The sequence below is a fragment of the Sphaerotilus microaerophilus genome (genome assembly GCF_023734135.1).
Lineage (GTDB): Bacteria > Pseudomonadota > Gammaproteobacteria > Burkholderiales > Burkholderiaceae_C > Sphaerotilus > Sphaerotilus microaerophilus.
The window spans coordinates 1,954,911-1,974,938 of sequence record NZ_AP025730.1; the positions used below are offsets into that span (position 1 = coordinate 1,954,911).

20 protein-coding genes are annotated in these 20,028 nt (G+C 67.6%); 5 read left to right on the top strand and 15 right to left on the bottom strand.

What is annotated here, in order from left to right:
* Positions 1–3 precede the first annotated feature (3 nt).
* From NGK70_RS08580 to NGK70_RS08610, 7 genes are all read right to left on the bottom strand, one after another.
* Positions 4–3,180 (bottom strand): hypothetical protein, encoded by a 3,177-nt coding sequence (locus NGK70_RS08580; RefSeq protein ID WP_251972833.1) that lies wholly within the window; start codon positions 3,178–3,180, stop codon positions 4–6.
* A gap of 21 nt (positions 3,181–3,201) precedes the next feature.
* Entirely contained in the window at positions 3,202–6,567 is a 3,366-nt protein-coding gene (locus tag NGK70_RS08585) for a hypothetical protein (RefSeq protein WP_251972834.1), read from the bottom strand.
* 10 nt (positions 6,568–6,577) lie between these two features.
* Entirely contained in the window at positions 6,578–7,168 is a 591-nt protein-coding gene (locus tag NGK70_RS08590; RefSeq protein ID WP_251972835.1) for a hypothetical protein, read from the bottom strand.
* 9 nt (positions 7,169–7,177) lie between these two features.
* Positions 7,178–7,396 carry a hypothetical protein gene (locus NGK70_RS08595; RefSeq protein WP_251972836.1) on the bottom strand — a complete coding sequence of 73 codons (219 nt, stop codon included), beginning with the start codon at positions 7,394–7,396 and terminating at the stop codon, positions 7,178–7,180.
* Between the two features lie 143 nt (positions 7,397–7,539).
* Positions 7,540–8,202 (bottom strand): lysoplasmalogenase family protein, encoded by a 663-nt coding sequence (locus NGK70_RS08600; protein WP_251972837.1) that lies wholly within the window; start codon positions 8,200–8,202, stop codon positions 7,540–7,542.
* 37 nt (positions 8,203–8,239) lie between these two features.
* The gene (locus NGK70_RS08605) at positions 8,240–8,797 is read right to left on the bottom strand and encodes a hypothetical protein (RefSeq protein WP_251972838.1); all 558 of its coding nucleotides are present in this window, start codon (positions 8,795–8,797) and stop codon (positions 8,240–8,242) included.
* 72 nt (positions 8,798–8,869) lie between these two features.
* Positions 8,870–9,277, bottom strand: a complete 408-nt coding sequence (locus NGK70_RS08610) for an SRPBCC family protein (protein WP_251972839.1) — start codon at positions 9,275–9,277, stop codon at positions 8,870–8,872.
* A 335-nt stretch (positions 9,278–9,612) separates the two neighbouring features.
* Between NGK70_RS08610 and NGK70_RS08615 the strand changes: the two genes are divergently transcribed.
* The 3 genes from NGK70_RS08615 (at position 9,613) to NGK70_RS08625 (ending at position 11,906) form a co-directional block, all read left to right on the top strand.
* A complete protein-coding gene (locus tag NGK70_RS08615; RefSeq protein ID WP_251972840.1) occupies positions 9,613–9,975 on the top strand; it encodes a restriction endonuclease in 363 nt (120 codons plus the stop codon).
* Positions 9,976–10,066: 91 nt separating this feature from the next.
* Entirely contained in the window at positions 10,067–10,858 is a 792-nt protein-coding gene (locus NGK70_RS08620; protein ID WP_251972841.1) for a hypothetical protein, read from the top strand.
* Positions 10,851–11,906: a hypothetical protein gene (locus NGK70_RS08625; RefSeq protein ID WP_251972842.1), complete on the top strand. Its 1,056-nt coding sequence runs from the start codon at positions 10,851–10,853 to the stop codon at positions 11,904–11,906. Before NGK70_RS08620 ends, NGK70_RS08625 begins: the two co-directional genes overlap by 8 nt.
* 22 nt (positions 11,907–11,928) lie before the next feature.
* On the opposite strand, the gene NGK70_RS08630 is transcribed toward NGK70_RS08625, so the two are convergent.
* Positions 11,929–12,942: an IS701 family transposase gene (locus tag NGK70_RS08630; protein WP_251969112.1), complete on the bottom strand. Its 1,014-nt coding sequence runs from the start codon at positions 12,940–12,942 to the stop codon at positions 11,929–11,931.
* A gap of 91 nt (positions 12,943–13,033) precedes the next feature.
* Here NGK70_RS08630 and NGK70_RS08635 point away from each other — a divergent pair, with 91 nt between their 5' ends.
* On the top strand, positions 13,034–15,340 hold the full coding sequence (locus NGK70_RS08635) for a DEAD/DEAH box helicase (protein WP_346433176.1): 2,307 nt from the start codon (positions 13,034–13,036) through the stop codon (positions 15,338–15,340).
* Positions 15,341–15,434: 94 nt separating this feature from the next.
* Here the strand turns inward: NGK70_RS08635 and NGK70_RS08640 are convergent, their stop codons facing one another.
* The 7 genes from NGK70_RS08640 to NGK70_RS08670 form a co-directional block, all read right to left on the bottom strand.
* Positions 15,435–15,881, bottom strand: a complete 447-nt coding sequence (locus tag NGK70_RS08640) for a type II toxin-antitoxin system VapC family toxin (protein ID WP_251972843.1) — start codon at positions 15,879–15,881, stop codon at positions 15,435–15,437.
* Between the two features lie 22 nt (positions 15,882–15,903).
* Positions 15,904–16,170, bottom strand: a complete 267-nt coding sequence (locus tag NGK70_RS08645; protein ID WP_251972844.1) for an AbrB/MazE/SpoVT family DNA-binding domain-containing protein — start codon at positions 16,168–16,170, stop codon at positions 15,904–15,906.
* 108 nt (positions 16,171–16,278) lie between these two features.
* Positions 16,279–16,959 (bottom strand): SDR family oxidoreductase, encoded by a 681-nt coding sequence (locus NGK70_RS08650; RefSeq protein ID WP_251972845.1) that lies wholly within the window; start codon positions 16,957–16,959, stop codon positions 16,279–16,281.
* 91 nt (positions 16,960–17,050) lie between these two features.
* Positions 17,051–17,440, bottom strand: coding sequence for a hypothetical protein (locus tag NGK70_RS08655; RefSeq protein WP_251972846.1), 390 nt, complete (start codon positions 17,438–17,440; stop codon positions 17,051–17,053).
* Between the two features lie 43 nt (positions 17,441–17,483).
* Complete coding sequence (locus NGK70_RS08660; protein WP_251972847.1) at positions 17,484–17,996, bottom strand: putative toxin-antitoxin system toxin component, PIN family; 513 nt, start codon at positions 17,994–17,996, stop codon at positions 17,484–17,486.
* Positions 17,986–18,237: a type II toxin-antitoxin system Phd/YefM family antitoxin gene (locus tag NGK70_RS08665; protein WP_251972848.1), complete on the bottom strand. Its 252-nt coding sequence runs from the start codon at positions 18,235–18,237 to the stop codon at positions 17,986–17,988. The genes NGK70_RS08660 and NGK70_RS08665 overlap by 11 nt, the downstream gene beginning before the upstream one ends.
* 83 nt (positions 18,238–18,320) lie before the next feature.
* Positions 18,321–18,575, bottom strand: a complete 255-nt coding sequence (locus tag NGK70_RS08670) for an AbrB/MazE/SpoVT family DNA-binding domain-containing protein (protein WP_251972849.1) — start codon at positions 18,573–18,575, stop codon at positions 18,321–18,323.
* 132 nt (positions 18,576–18,707) lie between these two features.
* On the opposite strand from NGK70_RS08670, the gene NGK70_RS08675 reads away from it, so the two are divergent.
* Entirely contained in the window at positions 18,708–20,027 is a 1,320-nt protein-coding gene (locus tag NGK70_RS08675) for a tryptophan--tRNA ligase (protein ID WP_251972850.1), read from the top strand.
* Position 20,028 lies beyond the last annotated feature (1 nt).

Below are 20,028 nucleotides of genomic sequence, written 5' to 3' on the forward strand. Positions count from 1 at the left end.
GACTTACACCGGTGTGGGCAGGTCCAGCAGGAATGCCAGACCGCGCGAGAGATGCAGGTTGGAAGGCCGGTCCGGGCGTGAGGTGCGGTCGGCCACCGTGTCGCTGCGCGGGTCGCCGGCCATCTCCAGCCAGGCCTGCAGCAGGGGCACCCAGCCCAGGTCGTTGGCCGTGCCCTCCCCGGCCGCTGCGGGCGTGCGCCAGGCCGCCGGCATCAGCGGCTGCAGCCCATCGGCGCGGTCGGCCAGGCCGTGCTTTTCGCTCACGGCCTGGCCGGCGACGAGCATGCGCCACTCGTTGCCGCGGCGGTGGTCCAGGTTCCAGTTGCGCATCACCTGGTAGGCCTTGTTGACCGCGGCGTGCTGCTGGTCGGCCGGCCCGGCGGCCACGGCTGCACGCTCGTTGGCCAGCAGCGCGTGGGACGCCGTGCCCAGGCACAGCAGCGTGGCCAGGTCGGCGGCCCGGCCCAGGGTGTCGGTGAGGCCGGAGGGCGGCGTCGGGTCGGTGGGTGCGAAGTTGAAGCCCTCGGCGCGCAGGCGCCCAGGGCGGGCAAACGCGGCACCCACCACCGGCGCCACGATGGGGGTGCCGGGCACGTTGGCGCTGAACGGCAGGTCCAGCAGCAGCAGGGTGGGCGACAGCACGGCCGCCACGGTGCGCGACTCGGGCGCGCCACCGAACGGTGGGGTGGCCTCGATGCGGTCGCCGGCCATGAACAGGCGCTCGAACTGCGTGCCGGTGCCCACCAGCTGGCGGAAGACGGTGGTATCGGTGGCCACGGTGCCGGTGCCCGCCAGGTCGGTCTCGCGGTCGCGCGCCAGGCGGCGGTAGCCGGTGGCCGCGGGAAACGGGTTGAACGCCAGGCTCACGCTCAGGTGCTGGTCGTCCTGCACCGCGACGACGACCCGGGCCTGGTCGTTGGGGGCCAGGCCGACGGTCTCGATCACGTCGCCGGGCACGAAGGTGTCGAGGAAGCGGGTGTTCGCGTCGCCGACCAGGTTGGCCGACCCCGGTGCCACCACCGCGTTGAGCGCGCCGGGCCCGGCCAGCGGCGCCAGGCCCGTGCTGGCGAGCACGCTGCCGGCCTGCCCCATGCGCAGCGTGGTGGCCTCGTGTGGCGCCAGGTGCAGCACATACGGCTCCTGGTCCGGCCCCGGCACGGCGCGGAAGGACTGGGCCGCGGGCAGGTAGGCCTGGACCGTGGCCTGGTCGTCGCCATGGTCGGCGAACACCGCGCCCGTGGGCAGCGTGGGGTCCAGCGGCTCGTCGGCCACGACGCGCTCGACGCGCAGCTTGCCGCTGAAGTTGCCGTCGAAGTCCTGCACCGCTTTCTTCAGCAACTGGCCGTAGTCGGTGGCCGTCATCGGCGCCAGCGGGGCGCTGACACGCTGCGGCTTGCTGCTGCCGTCGGCACTGAAGGCGAACACCAGGCTGTGGCGGTCACTGCGCACGAACAGCGGGTGCGCGCCGTCCTCCCACCACAGCTTGAGCAGGGGCACGCGCCCGGGTGGGAACAGGCGCTGGTGCAGCTGCGCCGGCGTGGCCTGGGTACCCGGCAGCGGGCCGGCGCCCAGCGTGGTGTCGTCGAACAGGCGCAGGTAGTGGCGCCGGCCGCCGGCAAAGTCGTCGCGGGTCACGCCCGGCAGGCTGGAGTCGATGCGGTTGAGCAGTGCCGCGGTGACCAGCCACAGCACGCCCACCAGCACGAACCAGCCGGCCGCGCTGCCCCAGAACGCGCCGCTGCCCGCGCCGTCGTCCACCACGCCCTCGATGCCGAAATGCAGCACCGCGACGAACAGGATCACGAACAGCAGCGCCAGGCCCACGTGGGTGAGGGCGCCCAGCGCCAGCTGCAGGTGGCGTGCATCGCGCCCGCCGCGGCCCAGCACGTAGGCGATCAGCGCCACCTCCAGCCCCAGCGGGATGGCGAACATGAACAACCAGCGCACCCAGGCCGGGTTGTCGTCCAGGCCCAGCGTGGCGAAGAAGGCCACGGCCGCCGCCAGCGACACGCTGGCGCTGACGATGCCGAAGATGGTTTCCTTGCCCACACCCAGGCGGCTGCCCAGCATCAGCCACAGCGTCAGCCCGAAGGGCACGGCGGCGTTGGCGGCGAGCGGGAAGGTGAGCACCTCGAAGACCGCGCGCTCGTCGTCGCGCTGCTGGTCGGGCGGCTTGCCGGTGAAGAAGTCCGCGTCGCGGCGCTGGTGGCGGCCCTGCGGCAGGAAGGCCGCGAACGGGTACATCAGCGACGCGGGCAGGAACATCACCAGCGTGGCCTTCAGCCAGTCCACGTAGCGCCAGCTGTAGCCGCGCTCGGTCAGCAGCCGGTATTCACCATAACCGTCCTCGATCAGGCGGCGCGACAGCGCCGGCGGGTCGTGGGCGGCCAGTTGCGTGTCGAAGGCCTTGGAGCCGCTCACCCGGGCGCCTTGCCCGTACACGTCGGCTGCAGCCGCGGCGAGCGCCTCGAACAGCGCCTGCGGCACCTGGTCGTCGGCGGGCAGCCAGCCGTTCCAGTCGCCGCCGCGCGGGTTGGTGCGGCGGTAGACCTGGCGCGCCACGGCCTCCTCCAGCGCGCCGCGCACGGCCTGCACCGACAGCCGCTGGCGCGGCGGTGCCGCGGCGGTGTCGCCCAGTTCGGCGGCCACGGCGTCGCGGTACGGGGCGCTGGCCACCTCGGTGGCGATGTGGCAGGCCCAGCCCAGCGCGAAGGCGCGCATCTGCTCCAGCCGGGTGCTGCGGTCGTCGGCGTTGTCGATCTGCGCCGCGGCTGCGACGATGCGCTCGCACAGCTTGAGCAGGAAGTCGGTGGACCGCGCCAGCACCTGCGGGCGTTGCGGGTCGGGGTTGCCGCTGCGCAGCGTCTGGACCAGCCAGTCCTGGCCGGGGGCGAAGCGGGCCGCGAAGCGGGTGATCTCCGGCCCCACCGAGCCCATCACCGCGTACTGCGAGATGCCGGTGGCCAGCCAGGGCGCGAAGGTGTCGGCATCGAAGCGGTTGGCCGGGATCGGGTCGCGGTTGAGCGAGCGCAGGGCCTGGCGGGCCAGGAACAGCACCTGGCGGTCGATCTCGTTGACGGCGCCACCGGACAGCACCTTGCCGCGCAGCAGCGTTTCCACGCGCTCCAGCCGCTTGCGTGCCAGCAGCAGCACGGTGGAACAGGTGATGAGGCCGGCCATGATGATGTCCTTGCGTCGGCTTCAGGCCGTGACCGAGACGCTGCCCGAGGAGCCGCCGCCGCCCGAGGGCAGGGCGTCCTGCAGGCGCTGGAATGCGCCCACCGTGTCGTCCAGGCCGCTGTCCACGTCGTGGGCGATGCTGTCGAGCAGGTCCAGCACCGGGGCCATGAGCGCCTGCAGGTTGAGCGCGTCCAGCGCATCGACGATCTCGCGGTAGATCGCCACCGGATCGGCCAGCAATTCCTGCGCGTTCAGCTTGGCCAGCACCCGCGCCACCGTGTCGCGCAGGCCGTTCAGCAGCCCCAGCAGCGCCTGCAGCGGGTTGAAGGCCGCCACCTCGGCCTGCAGCGCCTCGGCCGCGGCCAGCGGCGCGGCCAGCAGGGTGGCGGGCGACAGCGCCTGCACCTGGGCCACCGCGGCCTGGAAGGCCTCGTCCACCGCCTCGCGCAGCGGCGTCAGGTCCACCGCGTCGATCAGGTCCTGCACCCGCTGCAGCGCCGTCTGCACCGGCAGGATCACCGCGTTCAGCAAGGCCTGCAAGCGCCCGCGCAAGGCCACGAACAGCGGCGCCGTGAGGGCCGCCAGCCGCTGGGGCGGCGCCACGTCGAACAGCGCCTGCAGCATGGGTGCGATGCCCTGGTCCACCTGCGCCAGGCCCGCCGTGCGCAGGAAGGCGCGCACGGTGTTGAGCAGCGCCAGCAGCGGCTCGAACGCGGCGTGCAGGCGGCCGATGACCTCGTCCACCTCCGACAGCCCGGTGCGCCGCAACGTCTCGCCCAAGGGCAGGGCCTGCTCCAGCCGCGCCAGGTAGCGCGCCTGGTTGGCGGCCAGGTCGCCCCATTGGGTGGCCACGTCCAGCTGAAGTGCCAGCTCGGTGAACGGCTGGCGGTGGGGCGACTCGGCCGGCAGTGCCGCCACCAGGCTGGCCAGCGCCGTGCGCAGCGGCTGGGCGCGGGTGGCCAGGGTGCCGGTGGCCGCGCCGAGGTCCAGCGCGGTGACCGCGCCGTGTGTGCGGGCCACGGCGTCGGCGATGGCGCGGGTGCGCGCGGCCAGGGTCTCAACGCCGCTGCGGGCCAGGATCCAGCGCTGCACCTCGGGGAAGGTGTGCGAGTGGAGGCGTGCACCGCTGCCCCGGTGCAGGGCCGCCAGCAGCGTGCCCAGCCAGGGCAGGCTGCCGGTGTCCTGGCCAGCGTTCTGAGCCGGTGATGACCGTGCCGCATCGGTGGCCAGGAGGTCGCGCGCCTGGGTCAGCAGGCCGGCCAGCAGGGGCTCCAGCCGCACCGGGTCGACCCGGTCCAGCAGGGCCAGGGCCTGCGCCTGCACGCCGTCCAGCGCCTCGCGCCAGGCCTGCAGCGGCAGCACGTTCAGCAACTGCGCGCGTGCCTCATCCACACGCTGTTCCAGCGGCACGATCAGCTGCGCGGGGGAATGCGCCTGCATGGCGGCGATGGCATCGTCGAACACCTGCTGCAGGGGTTGCAACTGGCCGCGCAGGTCGAAGCCGGCGACGGCGCTGCGCACCTGGTCGATCGCGTCCTGCACCGGCTGCAGCGACACCGCCGGGGCGATCTGGCTGACCTGCTGCGACAACTGTGCCAGCTGCTGGTCGAGTTGCTGGAGGTACTGCGCCGGGTCGTGGTCGCGCAGGGTCTGGACCAGGGCGTCGAACTTGGCCTGGATGCCGGCGACGGCCGCTTCCAGGTCGGCACGCGGGGTGAAGCGGCCGTCCGGGCCGATGCCCACCAGCTGCTCGATCCGGGTCTCGAAGGCCGCCAGGTCCACCGCCTTGATGGGCTCCACGGCGGCGTCCACGTCGGCCTTCATCGACTCGGGCAACAGGTCGAAGGGCACCGCATCGACCACGCCCGTGGCGGTGTCGATGGCCTGCACCGCGGTGTCGAAGTAGGGCTTGAGCTGCGCCTGCTGCAGCGCCTGGGTGAAATCGGCGATGCGATCGGACAGGCCACCCACCACGCTGGGCAGGTCCAGGCCCTCGACGAAGGCGCGGGCCTCGCCGAACAGGGCCTGCAACTGGGCCTTGAAGTCGTCGACGACCCCTTCCACCTCGCCCAGCGCGGCCTGCGCCTGGGTGGCGGCGGCCTCCAGCGCGGCGGCCACGCCGGCCACCAGCTCGGTCAGCGCCTGCAGCACCTGGGTGACGGGCTGCAGCAGGGTCTGGATGGCGCCGGCCAGCTCGCCCACCGGCAGCTCCACGGCCACCCGCGTGATGGCCTGCAGCGCCGCGCGCACCGAGGCCTGCACCTGCGCGAAGGTCTCGGCCAGGTTCTCCAGCGGCGCGGTGACCGTGTCCACGCCCTGCTGCAGCGGCGCCAGCAGCACGCCGGGGTCGAAGGCCTCGATCTGGCTGGCCATCTGGCCGACCTGGGCCTGCACCTGGTCCAGCAGCGTGCCCAGCGACTGCGCCGGCACCTGCGACAGGTCCAGCTGCATCAGCGGCCGCAACCCGCCCAGGGCGGACTGCAGCAGGCGCTGCACGGGTGCCAGGTCGATGTCGCGCAGCAGTGCGGCGGCGGTGGCCACCTCGGTCTGCACCTGGTCCACGTCCAGGTAGGCCAGCGTGGCCTCACCCAGGCCCATGGCTGCGGCCAGCGTTTCGCGCAGGCTGGCCACCCGGCCGGCGGGCACGGCCAGCGCCGCGCGCAGCGCCGCCAGGGCGGCGTCGTCGGTGCCGGTGCCGGCCACGCGTGCGGCCAGCGCGGGGTCCAGCATCGAGGCCAGCTGGTCGATCTGCCGCTGCATGAGCCCGGCGTCCAGGCGCTGCGCCATCAGGCCGGTCAGGCGCTGGGATTCTTCCAGCACCGACTCCAGCATCATCAGCCCGCCCAGGCTGCGCACCAGCGAGGCCGCCGCCGGCAGCCACTGGCCGGCCTGCGACAGCGCACCGGGCACCTGCACGCCCGTGGCCCCGAGCAGCGAGCGCAGCAGCGCGACCAGGCTGCCGCCCTGGGGCGAATCGGCCAGCAGGCGGGACAGGCGCAGCAGCAGGCCCACCGTGCCGCCTTCGGCCGTGCCCTCCAGCTCGGCGCCGAGCTGGTCGAACAGGGCCTCCAGGTCCTCGCGCACGCCGCTGCCGGACAGTTGCTCCACCAGCGCCAGTGCCTGGTTGATGCCGGCCAGCGGGTCGGCCTGCGCACTGGCACCACTGGCGGCGACCAGCGCGGCCGACCCCTGCTGCGCCAGGTTGGCGATCAGCGGCGCCAGGCTGCCGGCATCCAGACCCGCCAGCGTGTCGTCGATGCCCCCGGTGTCGGCCTCGGGGGCGTTGATCGCTCCCAGGCTGGCACCGTGCCCGCTCAGCTGGCCGAGGAAGCCGCTGACCAGCGCCCCTGCGTCCAGGCGCGTGCTGAGGTCGGTCGCGAGTGGCATGGAGGCATCCTCAGCCCAGCAACTCGTCCAGGGGGCCCAGCACCTGGGCCGCACCGGCCAGGGTGTCCTTCAGCTGCTGCACGGCCGGCTCCACCGGTGCCAGCAGGTCGCCGATGTCCGGCACGTCACCCAGCAGGCCGGGCAGGTCCAGCAGGTCCAGGCCCAGGTCCACGTCCAGGTCGAGCAGGCCGTCCACGTCCAGGCCGAAGCCGTCTCCCAGGCCGGGGGGTTCGGGCGGCTCGGTGTACTCGCGCAGTGCCAGGCGGTAGCGGAACTCGTCGGGGCGGTCGGCACTTTCCTGCAGCTCGAAGGCGGTGATCAGCACCTGCTCGAGTTCGCTCTCGTTGACGATGTCGGCCACGAAGTCGACCGGGTCGCCGGCGAGGAACTGGCCGCGCAGCTCCTTCAGGAAATCGTCGCGCGCCTGGTCACCCGACAGCGAGCCGTGCAGCTCGACCTCCAGCGCATCGCGCCCCAAATCCTGGTGCAGGTCGCCCGACAGGCCGGGCACCGGCAGCACCGCCAGGCGCCGGGACTCGCGGCTGGTGATGCCCTCGATGTGGGGCACCTCCCAGCGGCCGATCATGGGGCGGATCAGCATGGTGTCCAGTCAGCGGGTAGTGGCCGAGTCGGCCGGCACGCCGAACAGGCGCCGCAGGCCTTGCACCACCGCATCCAGGGCGAACCACGTCGCGAGGAACGCGGCGCATTCGAGCGAGAAGCTGTGGAACTTGTAGAAGAGCTCCGCGATGACCCAGGAGGTCAGCAGGACAGGCAGCTGCTCTCCGAACACCCTGCGCAATGGCAGCACCCTCAGTAACGTGTACATGGTGGCTGGGCTCCCGAGGGCGTTCTAACCGGCCCTCGTTGAAACCATTCTTTCACCCGTGGCCGATGCGGGTTCGCTGGTAAACCCTTGTTACTCGTATCGCGGGTGTAACGATGGTTTCATGGCGCTCGACCTGGGCCCCGCTACGCACGCCCGGCCACCGACCCCGCCAGCAGCAACTGGGCCGCGAAGTAGGTCGGCCAGCCCCAGAGCCGGTTGACGAAGCCCGGCTGCACGAAGCGGTCGCGCGCCACCGCCAGGTCCGACGCGGCAAACAGCAGCGCGCCCACCAGCACGGCCCAGCGCCCACTGGCGCTGGCGTGCCCGGCGGCGGCGATGCACATCGCCAGGATCACCACCACGTAGGCCCGCACCGGCCAGCGGAAGCCGGCCGGCACGTGGGGCCCGAGCCAGCGCAGCACCCCGCTGCCGAAGGCCAGCGCGCCCAGCATGGCCACGGCCATGGCACCGCCCGACGCCGGCCCGCCCAGGAAGGCCGCCGCAAAGCACAGGTGTGACAGCAGAAACGCCCCCAGCCCCGCCATGAAGGCCTGCGGGCGGTGCGACAGCAGCAGCGCATCCCCCAGCCAGCCCAGCAGCAGCGCCGCCAGCACCGCCTGCCCGAAGCCGCTGCCGGTAGCGCCGAGCGCCAGCGCCAGCCCCACGAAGCAGCTGCTGGCGCCGAGCTTCATCACCACCCGGCCCCAGCCCGAGCCGGCCCGGTCGGCCAGCAGCAGGCCGGCCACGCAGGCGAGGCAGCCGAGCGTGAGCGCGGCCGGCAGTGGGGCGGTTGGGTCGATGTTCATGGCGTCTCCCGTGGCGTGAAACCGCTTGCTTCCCGCCTCACAGCGACAGGTTGGCGGTGGTCAGCACCGTCTTCTTCACGTGCACCGAGATGATCGCCACCACCTCGTCCGCCGCGGCCGGGCGCAGCAGCTGCTCCGACTCCACCGACACCTTGGTCACCAGCGAATCGTCCTCCAGCAGGCAGAAGAAGGGCGCCGGGTCCGGGGCGTTCGCGTCCTCCAGCTGGCCTTCCATCGAGCCATGCGGCACCCGCAGCCCATCCAGCAGCGTCTTCAGCCGGTTGTCGATGTCGCCACCGTCGGTGATCAGCGTGCCGCGCGGCTGCTGGCGAAACAGCAGCACCGACACCTCGGCGTACAGATTCAGCCGCTGCGTCACCAGCGGCGCAAACAGTCGCCCGCCCTTCTCGACGATCAGCGACACCGCCTTCGGCTTCGCCGGGTGCGCCAGCAGCGTGGGCGCCGCGTCCACCAGCGGGCGCGTCTGCCACAGCCGCTGCAGCTGCGGGTGCAGCGCGCGGCGGATGTCCCATTTGTGGGCCGACTTCGCCCCCTGGCCCCGCAGCGGGCCCTCGTAGATCAGGCGGAATTCCATGGCGGCGATGCCCGAGTCATGACAGCACCCATTCTTCCCGATCGGCGGCGCCCTGCGACATTCTTCACGCCCTCACTGCTGCCCCTCCACATGCCGCGCAAAGCTCGCCAGGATCGCCTGCCAGCCCTGGCGCTGCTGCTCGGGCGGGAAGGTCGTCTCCGCCTCGAAGGTCTCGCGCACCGTCACCCCCGCCTCGCCGGGGATGAACTCCACCCGCAGCGACCGGTCGCCGAAGGTCGCCACCAGCAACTGGTGCTCGACGACCTCGGTGTACTCCCCCGCGAAGTCGAAGCCCATGCTCCCGTCCTTCGCCTCCATGCGCGACGAGAACGCCCCGCCCACGCGCAGATCCACGCTCGCGCGCGTGGTGTGCCAGTCGGGCGACGCGGTGTTCCATTGCACGATGTCCTCCGGCGTCGTCCAGGCCTTCCAGACGGCGGCGATGGGGGCGCGGACCAGGGTCTCGACGGTGATCTGCATGGGCAATCCTTTCAGTTGAACGGGCGCGGGCAGGTCAACCCATCCCGGGCAGAGCATCCTGCCACCCGGCGCTGATCCCCACGGTGTCAGGGGATGCCCGCGCCAGCGCCACGCGGCGGCAGGGCGGCGACCCGCGGGCGGCCGGGTTGCCGCGCTCGGCTGGCGTGCACTTTGTCACGCATTGGCCCGGCGTGGCGGCTTTTCGCACATCCGGCGAGTGGGTAGCATGGTCCGCACAACACATCAAAACCAAGGGAGGAACAGCGGCCATGCCTCGCCCTGCTGCAGCACCTGGGAGCCCCCGTGCCCGGCGCGCCACCCGGCGCCTCCCGCCCATGTCTGGCGCTCTGCGTGTCGACAAGATCCGCGAACTCCGCGGCGTCATGGCCGCCCACCAGATCCGCCGCGGCCAGTTCGCCTGCACGGCCCGCTACACCGACGCGGCCCGCGAATTCGCCCGCGACAACCAGATCAATTTGCTCGACGGCGCGGCGCTGCTCGACCTGATCGCCAAACGCACCCCGGCGCAGCAGGAGGCGCTGCTGGATGTGGCGCTGGAGGGCGAATACTGGAAACCCACCTGTGTGAACTGCGGGGTGAAGATGGTGTTTCGGCTGCCGCGCAATGAGGGGAAGGGGTTTTGGGGGTGTGTGAATTATCCGATGTGCCGGGGGAGGATAAATGTGCGCAATAAATGACCGGAGCCGGCCAATAGCGGAGGTTCGACAAGCCAATGCCAATGCCAATGACTGTGGTCGGGGTACCACGTAGCGCCTAGTAGAGAGACTCATGATGATTGCTCAGAAGGCGTTCACCGTTCAGAAGGAGTGGGAGGGCTGCACATGGACAGTGCCCTCCGTTGACGAACTTGCTGACGCCATCGCCATTATTGCGGTGGGCCAAGCTCTCCACGTCGCCAAAATATTGCACGTTACGGGCCTTGCGGCAAAGCCCACTACCAAAGGTGCGGTCAAAGGGGCCATCAAGCTTCTGACATCTTCCGGCAATATCGCGCACCGGGATGGTTGGATGTTCCAGGTCATGTCTTGGCTTGCTGCCCAGTTGCGAACCCCGGGCGCGCTGATGAACACGCCTCATATGATTCATGCCCACAAGGGTTTAGATGGCCTCCAAGTGTCAATCGACGGAGCCCAGAAGGTGACTGCGGTTGTCATATTCGAGGACAAAGCAACGGAGAACCCTCGGGCCATGGTGCGTGACAGGGTGTGGCCGGAGTTCGCAGAGTTCGAAACTGGTGAGAACGAACACCTTGTCGCAGCCGAAGTGACACTGCTGCTCAAGGGGGCCGGGCTCTCTGACCCTCAACAGGCGGTGGCTGAGGTCATGTGGAAGCAGGTCCGTCGATACCGCTTGAGCATCACGGACGACGAGAGCACAGATCAGTCTCAAGCCAGTCTCTTCAAGGGTTACGAGAAGTGGGTTCCTGGTGGGGTGGAGCGGAGGCGAGCGGAAGTATTCGAGGTATTGAACCTTCGCCAGTGGATGGACGACCTAGCAAAGTTGGCTGTCGAGAAGGCGAAAGCTATGGAAACTATCGACCAAGAGCGGCCGCGTGTTTGATGACCCCACCTCAGAGCTCATTCGCTCTGCCCCAGAGTTGTCTGGTCTTGACCCCAATTCCCTGCCCAAGGCGCTAACCAAGGCCTACGCTGAAATCATTTCTGTGAGGCTTCGGCTACGGAAGATGGCGGAGGGAACATCCAACGCCGCTGACCTGTTGGAGAATCTCCGACCAGAACTTCAGCGCCTCAGAAGGATTGCCTTCACCCAGGAGGCCATGGCCTCCGTAAACCCTGATGGCCCGAAGCGGCGCGGCGCAGCTTTCCTCGCGGCGACAGCACATTATGTAACTTTGCAGGCACAGCGTCTTGTGAGCCCGGCGAACCAATCTGACGTAGGCTTGCTCACGGTCGGAGGAGTGGCGCAGGAGGTTTCTGCGACGCTCTTGTTTCTTGCCGCGGGCGCTAGCCCAGATGCTGCTGAGATGTCGCGCGAGATTCATATCCCCAACGGCCTAATGCAGGTGGAGCGCAGGCTCTTGCAGGACATCAAGCGGCTGGCGACCGGCGAACTAGACGCGCTGCTCGCTGACTCGACCATTCCAGAAACTATTTCGCCAGATGGCGAGTTGACGATGGCCGAAGTTGGCGCGAGTGCGCTGTATCTGATGCTGCAGCGTTGCGTCCAAAGCATCGCCGCCGAGGTGCTTGGACGTCCAGGCCATCCGCCATCGCTACCCGAGCTGGAGCGTGTCGAAGCGTTGTGCACGCAGCCGGCAGTACAGTTTCTGAATCGACTAGGCAATAGCTCCTTCCCTGGACCTCGTCATTTGGCGTCGTTGTTGAAAGCAGTGGGCAGCGAATTGCCGGGCGGCAGCTTGGCCCGCCTACCGCCGCCTCCTGGTGTCGGCGCATCGCTTTGGACTTCGGGTCTTGCGCTCATCGCAAAGACTCGCCCGTATCTCTGGGAAAATCACCGAGATGCCGTGGCCCGGGGGTACCTGACCCCAGGCGTATCGGCAGCCATTAGTTTTCCTACCGGGGCGGGGAAATCGACATTGTCCGAGCTCAATAGGACTTACGCAGGGTCACTTCAGCTAGCGCAATGATTCGCCATTTCGACTCAATATGTCAGATGGGTGCCATGCGAATGGTTGGTGACCGAAGTTCCTTCTTGAGGAATTCCGAGAGGATTCCCTTCTTCAGGCTGTAGATGTTTGTCTTCAGCGCTTTGGCCGTCTCGCAGAGGTGGACCCAGGCCAATATCGCGCAGGCGATGTGATTCTTCTGTGACCGGGCCATTCTGCACTGACATTTTTCGATGCCAAGAACCTGCTTGATCTCCCTGTGGTACTGCTCAATCTTCCAGCGCACGGCACACATCTCATGCGTATCGTCCGTCGAATCTTGAGATAGGTCGTTTGTCACAACCCAGTCCGTGCGATTGGTATCAACCACAACCCGGAACAGTTTCAGCTTGATGTCACTGGGAAACTTGAACAGTTTGACGTGTTTGCCATGCACATGTTCTTGGGCACTCCACTGCAGCGTACTGACCGCCTTGTAGGGCTGCTGGCCTTGGCTGTCGTCAACCTTGCGATTGCTCTTGAGCGGGCAGTAGAAGTGCTTGCCCGCCCGGTGGATGTGCTTCATCAGATCCATGGTGGCGTACCAGGAGTCCATCAGCACGGTGCGAAAGGGCAGCTTCTTGTGCGCCATGGCATTGTCGAACATCTCCTGGACATGATCCAGCTTGGACTTGCCGTCTTCGTCAGGCGCATAGATGCGCCAGTCGATGATCCAGTAGTGGCCGGTCTTGATGTTCACGTACAGGCAGTTGACCACCCCAATGCCCTTGATCAGGCCGTGGGCGTTGCCGCTGTACTGTTTGCGCACCAGCTCGATTTTGTGCGAGTGGTTCTTGTCCAGAACGCTGTCATCGAAAACCAGGCAGGCATCGTCGTCAAATTCGATGTTTCGTCGGGCCAGATTCCAGACATCGGCCGGGCTGATATTGGCAGCCTGCAAGTAGCGATTTATGGCGTCATGAGAAAACCTCTGATGGTGATCCGCAAAATAGGTCTGCGTGTAGTTGATTTGTGTGGATATCAGAAATTGGCAGTAGTCTCGGCTCGTGGGTTTCATGGTGAATATATTATCACAAATACCACGAAATCGGCGCCGATATATTAAATAATCTAGTTTGATTTAAACGTTTGCGTAAGTCCTACTCAAGATTCTTTCGAATCTTTGCCTGGGAAAGGACACAATTTTTCTGGCACCTACGCTGGCGCTGGTTGACCAGACAGCGCGTGCGCTTCAGAAGACCTTTCCCAACGCTCGGCTGAGTCGTGAACGGGCAAACGACAACCCGTTCGACTTTGAGTTGGGCACCCGATTGCCGCCGATGTCAGTGATGACGCCGGAACGTTGCTTGGCTTTGATTGGGGTTCAGCCGGAACTCTTCAAGGAGGTTGGCTTGCTCGTTTTCGACGAGTGCCACCTACTGCACGCGGGCGTGAACGACCGTAGCAGGCGCGCTGTAGATGCAATGCTCAGCATACTGAACCTCTCCACACACGCGCCAAAAGCGGACTACCTGTTGCTGTCGGCAATGATGAGCAATGCTGAGGAAGTGGCAGCCTGGATTACGGAGCTCTCGGGTCGCAAGTGCTTACCGCTAAACATGGCATGGAAGCCGACGCGGCAGGTGCGCGGTTCAGTAGTCTTCCCGAGCGACCAAGTCGCTGACCTGCGCAAAAGGCTGGCTGCAAAGCGCCAAGAGTTGTTGGCTGCTGGCAAGCGCAAACCAGGGCCACCGGCCGCGCTGAAGCGTGAACTCAAGGCTCGGCCGCTGGGTCTTCTTGGACTGAGGTTCCGGTGGGACTCCATGCGCCGGGATGACTACGCGTTGCTTCCGCTCTCCGAAAGCGAGATGCTCCTTTCCATCAACGCGAAGACGTGGAAGCTCACTCCGAATGTGAACAGCGTGGCAGCGGAGATTGCGTCGCTCGCGTCCCGCAAGGAGGGCGTGAAATCGCTCATTTTCGCACAGACCATACCATACGCTATCAGTGCTCAGGATGCCGCAGGAAGGCATCTTGGTGAGGCGAATATCGCCCTTACCGAAGATGAGCGACATCTGTACAACCTTGCGCTCGATGAACTGGGGGATGAATCTGCGCTCTATATAGAGGTCGTCGGAATGACGGTCGCGCGGTGGCCGAGCCTCTGTCATCATGGCCTTCTTCTGCCGACCGAGCGGCAACTGCACGAGTCGCTCTTCCAGCGTCCAAACGGAGTGTCAGTGCTGGTGGCCACGTCGACGTTGGCGCAGGGAATGAACTTACCAAGCCATGTCGTCGTCATCGCGGGAGACAGCAAGTTTGATGCGGAAAACAAGCAGCTTGCTCAGATGAAGGCACATGACCTACTCAATGCAGCCGGTCGGGCCGGGCGAGCTGGTCAGAGCTCTTACGGTCTTGTGCTGGTCGTTCCTAGCGACGTCGTGGAAATCAACGATTCCAGCAATCAGATAGGCAAGCACTGGAAGAGCCTTCAAGGCATTTTCTCGCAGAGTGACCAGTGCCTTGCCATTGAAGACCCTCTTGAGAGCATCCTCGATCGCATCCAAGTGCTTGGCGAAGATGCTGGAGGCGACGCAGACTACCTTCTGCGCCGATTGCCTATCTCCACACAGAATTCAGACGTCGATGGTCCAGCAGAGTTGCTACTGAAGAAATCATTCGCTGCTTTCAAGCTGAGAAAGCAAGCGCAGGAAGACCAGCTGACTGACCGAATCGACTGCGCGCTTCGCGCGCGCAGGAAGCTTCAAGAGCTGGACGAAGAGCCGGACTGGGCCGACAAGATGGCTGCAAACTACGGCGCGCCGTCGGAGGTCTTCCGCGAGATATGGGCTCGACTCGAGACATCGCCTCCTGCTGGGCGAACGACGCTGGACTGGTTCACGTGGACAGTAAAGTGGCTGACCGAGCGGCCCGTTGTCGTCTCGCAGATGATTAGGCGCGAGAGTTTGGATGGGTTCATGGGCGAGTCGTTCAAGTCATGTGACGACGATAAGGAGCGGGGTGAGCGGGCGGTCCATGCTGTTCTGGCGGCGCTAAAGGCGTGGTTCGATGGTAAGACGCTGGCAGAGATTCAGAAACTGAAGCCCACAGTTCAACAGCAGAAGCATTTCGAGCAAGCGCGACGCTTCGTCCTGCGCGTTCTCCCGGAACTTGCCTATGTCTTCTCGTTGCCGGACCTTGTGTGCCGGCATTTGGTGGCGGAAGGATCGTCTTCGGACATGGCCGAACTCACGTCGGTTGAGCTTGAGAAGCTCGGAAGCTGCGTTCGCGAGGGCTACGACACCGTCGAAAAGCTTGCACTAGCAAAGATCCGTGGCAAGACCGCCTCGCGTATTCGTGTCCATCGTCAGTGGAAGGAGATGGACTGGTGGATGGCTCCCAAGGTCCCTGGTGAGAGCTGGCAAGAGCTATTCGAGCGGGTAAGGCGAAGTGTCCAAGCCTACGACCAAGAGTGAGCCCTGACCTTTCTGAGTCCCCGTTTTGGCGAGTCGTTGGTTGTGGGGTCATGGCTTGCCTTTTGCTTTGGAGGGAAATGCCACGCCGCGCTGCTCACCCCACCAAGCTCACACACTCCATCCCATCCACCCCCGGAAACCGCCGATCGTTCGACACCAAACAGGCCGCTCCCGCCTGAAGCGCCGTGGCCAGTTGCAGCGCGTCCGGCATCTTCAGGCCATGCTGGGCGCGCAGGGCGGCGGCGCGTTCGAAGGTGGCGCGGTCGTGCGGCAACAGGGTGATGGCGGCGTCGTCGATCAGGAGTTCGCGCACGGCCGCGACGGCGGCGGCGTTGTTCTGGCGCAGGGGGAGCACCAGCAGTTCGGCCAACGTCAGGTCGCCGGTAATGCCCTGGATGGCGCCTTGGGCGCAGGCGTCGAGCAACTGGACGCAGGGTACGCTCAGGTCGGGCGTTCCGTTGAGGACGTGGATGAAGATGTGGGTGTCGAAGTAGACCTTGCGGCCCGCGTGGCGGGTGAGCAGGGCGGGGACGTCGAGCATCGGGGCGCCGCCAGCGCAGCGGTCACCACTCATCGCGCTGCGCGCGCAGCTGGGCGTCGGCCTCCTCCGCCGTGGCGCCGTACAGGCCCCGGGCGGCGACGAGGAAGCGGCTCATCGACCGGGGCGCCGGCCGGGCCGCGTGGGTGGGCACCAGGACGATGCTGCCGTTCACCAGCCGAACTTCCAGCGTGTCGTTCGTGCTCAGGCCGTCCGCGCTGACGATCTCGGCCGGCAGGGTGATCCGGCGGCGGCCGCGCAGGCTGACGGTGGCGGCAGGGGGGCTGGTCATGGCGAGGCTCCGGTTTCTGACGGTGTATGGGCTTTCTGACGGATCGGTGGGCAGGAGGTTCGCGCCCAGTCCCGATGCCGTTTGCCGTCTGCCGTTTGCCGCCAGGCCTCAGCGCCCCACCCAGCCACCGCAGACCGGAAACACCTGCCCGACGAAGCAGCCGGCCGCCGGGCTGCAGAGGTAGGCGGCGAACTGGGCGTCTTCGCGGGCGGCCACGAGGCGGCCGAGGGGCACCTCGCGGGCCAGGCGCTCCTGGAAGCGGGGGTTGGCCTGCACCTCGGGCGGGAAGTAGGTCGGGTTGTCGACGAAGTTCTGCGCGATGGCGTTGACCTGCACGTTGTGCGGGGCCAGCTCCACGCCCACGGCCTGCACCCAGGCCAGCTGGGCGCCGCGCGCCGCGCTGTAGGAGGCGGTGCGCTTCATGCCCCGCAGCGCGGAGGCGCTGCCGATGACCAGCAGCTTGCCGCTGCGGCGCGCGACCATCGCCGGGGCGGCGGCGCGCAGCAGGCGGGGCAGGGGGTCGACCAGGGCGGCGAAGACGGCGCGCCATTCGGCGTCCTGAACGTCGAGCGCCGGTGTGCTGGGCGCGGTGAAGGCCAGGTTGGCCACCAGCACGTCGATGGGCCCTGCGGCGGCGACGACGCGCGCGGGGGCGTCGGGGTCGGCCAGGTCGTCCGGGCTGGCGATGACGGTGGCGCCCTGTTTGCTGAAGACCTCGCAGAGCGCCGGGCCCATGAAGGCGGTCGACTGGGTGATGAGCACGCGTTGTCCAACGAGGGCGTTCTGCATGGCGGTCCTTCCAGCGGTGGCGCGGGGCAATGCGCTGACTGTAGCGGGCTGCAGTCACGGCGGGAGGGCTGGAGAACCCGCCCGGCGTCGGTCAGGCGGCCATGTCCCGCCAGGTGCCGATGCAGTGCGCCGCCAGCGCCGTCACCCAGCGCGAGGGGTTCGGCACAAAAGCCAGGCCGTATTTCGGGCTGACGATGAAGCCGGCTCGCTCGAAGTGGTCGGGGTCGTGTTCGGCGATGAAGCCCTCCAGCGCGAAGAAGGGCACCGCCACGCTGCCGAGGTGGACGACGTCGGCGCGCTGGGTGACTTCCTCCAGCCGGCCGCCGTCCTGAAACCGGTAGACCACGTCGCCGTAGTCCAACTCATTGAGTTCGATCGTGCTGCGGCTTTCTGAATGCGGCGGGCCGAGCCGCTCGCGCAGCTGCTGCGGCGTGGTGGTGAAGGGCAGGCCGTCGACGGCGACGAAGGGGTCGAGGTGCATGGCGGCGGTCTGCGCAGTGGCCAGCGGGAGCGTTGAGTGCCGTCTAAGACTTGGCCTCGCCCTGGCCGGCCGCCTTGTCGAGCAACTCCAGCCCGCGGGCCAATTGGCCGGCACCTTGTGCGGCGCGCAGTTGAAATTGGATCTGCTGGAGCGCGTCGGCCGGGGTGAGGATGTCGACCCCGGGCAGAGGCACCAGGACCAGCAGGTCCTGATCGCCGCTGATGAGCCAGTCGGCCCGCGCAGCCAAGGCGAGGTGGATGAACTTGTCGTCGTCCGGATCCCGGCTGTAGGACTGCTGCAGCAAGGCGGGCAAAGAGAACCACTCGCCCGCGGCTCGCAGGTCATGCAGCAGTTGGCGGCGCCGTTCCAGGCTGAGGTAGCGGTCGAACTTCGGGCGCCAGAGCCGCGTTTCCAGCTCCGCGAAGGTTTCCTCGCAGAAGACGAGGCGGCCGTGGACCAGCAGATGGCGCAGTACCTGGGCCGGCGCCGAACCCGCCGAAAGAGCAGCGCTGATCAGGACATTGGTGTCGACGACGGCCCGGCGATCAGCTTTCATCGGCGAGCAGGCGCTGCAGTTCCTCGTCGGTCAGGCCCTTTGCGGCGGCTTCCTGAGCGGTCTGGTCCAGTGTCCGCTGCAGCCGATCCGCATAGAAGGCGCGCATCGCTTCGTAGTCTTCCGGCGAGACCATCACGCCGACCACCCGGTTGTGCCGCGACACCTGAACCGGCTCGCGCTGTACCCGGTCGAGCAGTTCGCCGAAGCGGGTCTTGGCTTCATTGGCGGTGAAGGTCAGCATGTCAGGGACTCCGGGTTAAGGCGTGGAGATCGGTTAGTTTAGTCGAATCGTTCGATTTGATCGATCTTCGATGAGCGGAGGCATCACCAACTTGCGCGCTGGCAGCGCAGTTCGTTGTCCGCTTCCTCAGCCGAGTCACCATAGACCCCGCGTGCCGCGCCGAGGAATCGGCTCATGGGCTGGCGGGTCTGAGAGGCGGCCGGGATCGGCGTCAGCACGATCCGCCCGCCGGCCCATTCGACGTTCAACGCATCGCCCGGGCACAGGCTGGCTGCGGCCGCGATCGGGGCCGGAAGGGTGATCCTGCGGCGGCTGCGCAGTGTGACGGTGGTGGTCATGGATCGGGAGGTGGCGTCGTCTGCCGCCACCCAGTCTAGGCCCGCCAGCAGCGACAATCCACCACCTGCTGCGCTCGGCCCGAGCCGAGCCCGCGCGCCACCGGCGCCTTCCCATTGCCCACCCTGTCTGCCATGCCCCAACGCGTCCTCACCGGCATCACCACCACCGGCACCCTGCACCTCGGCAACTACGTCGGCGCGGTGCGGCCCTGCATCGAAGCCAGCCGCGAGTCGGGGGTGGAGAGCTTCTTCTTCATGGCCGACTACCACGCGCTGATCAAGTGCGATGAGCCGGACCGCATCGAGGCGTCGCGGCTGCAGATCGCGGCCACCTGGATCGCCGCCGGGCTGGACACGGACCGGGCGACGTTCTACCGCCAGAGCGACATCCCCGAGATCCCGGAGCTGACCTGGCTGCTGACCTGCGTGACGAGCAAGGGGCAGATGAACCGCGCGCACGCCTACAAGGCCAGCGTGGATGCCAACACCGCCGCGGGCGAGGAGCCGGACGCGGGCGTGACGATGGGGCTGTACTGCTACCCGATCCTGATGGCGGCGGACATCCTGATGTTCAACGCGCACCGCGTGCCGGTGGGCAAGGACCAGGTGCAGCACATCGAGATGGCGCGCGACGTGGCGCAGCGCTTCAACCACCTGTTCGGCAAAGGCAAGGAGTTCTTCGTCCTGCCCGAGGCGCAGGTGGACGAGGAGATGGAGCTGCTGCCCGGCCTGGACGGGCGCAAGATGAGCAAGAGCTACGACAACGTGATCCCGTTGTTCGAGGGCGGCAGCCGGGCGCTGCGCGAGGCGATTGCGCGCATCGTGACGGACAGCCGGCTGCCCGGCGAGCCGAAGGAGCCGGAGGGCAGCGCGCTGGTGACGATCTTCGACGCCTTTGCCAGCGCCGAGGAGCGTGCGGCCTTCCGCGCCGAGCTGCGCGCCGGCCTGGCCTGGGGCGAGGCCAAGCAGCGGCTGTTCGACCAGATCGAGCGGCAGATCGGCCCGATGCGCGCGCGCTATGACGAGCTGATGGCGCACCCGGAGAAGATCGAGGCCATCCTGCAGGCCGGCGCCGCCAAGGCCCGCGCCATCGCCCGCCCGCTGCTCGACGAGCTGCGCCATGCCGTCGGCCTGCGCAGCTTCCAGCCGCTCAAGGCCGCTGCGGCGCCCGCGGCCAAGGCGAAGGCGCATCTGCCGGTGTTCAAGCAGTACCGCGAGGCGGACGGCCAGTTCTACTTCAAGCTCAGCGCCCACGATGGCCGCGTGCTGCTGCAGAGCCAGGCCTTTGCCGGCGGGCGCGATGCGGGCGAGTGGGTGAAGAAGCTGAAGACCGACGGGGCTGCGGCGCTGGCCGGGGCGCCGGTGGGGTTGCTGGCCTTGGGTGAGGGCGTGAGCGAGGCCGAGGTGGCCGAGGCGCTGGCCGCGCTGATCGCGGCGGCGGCCGAGAGCTGAG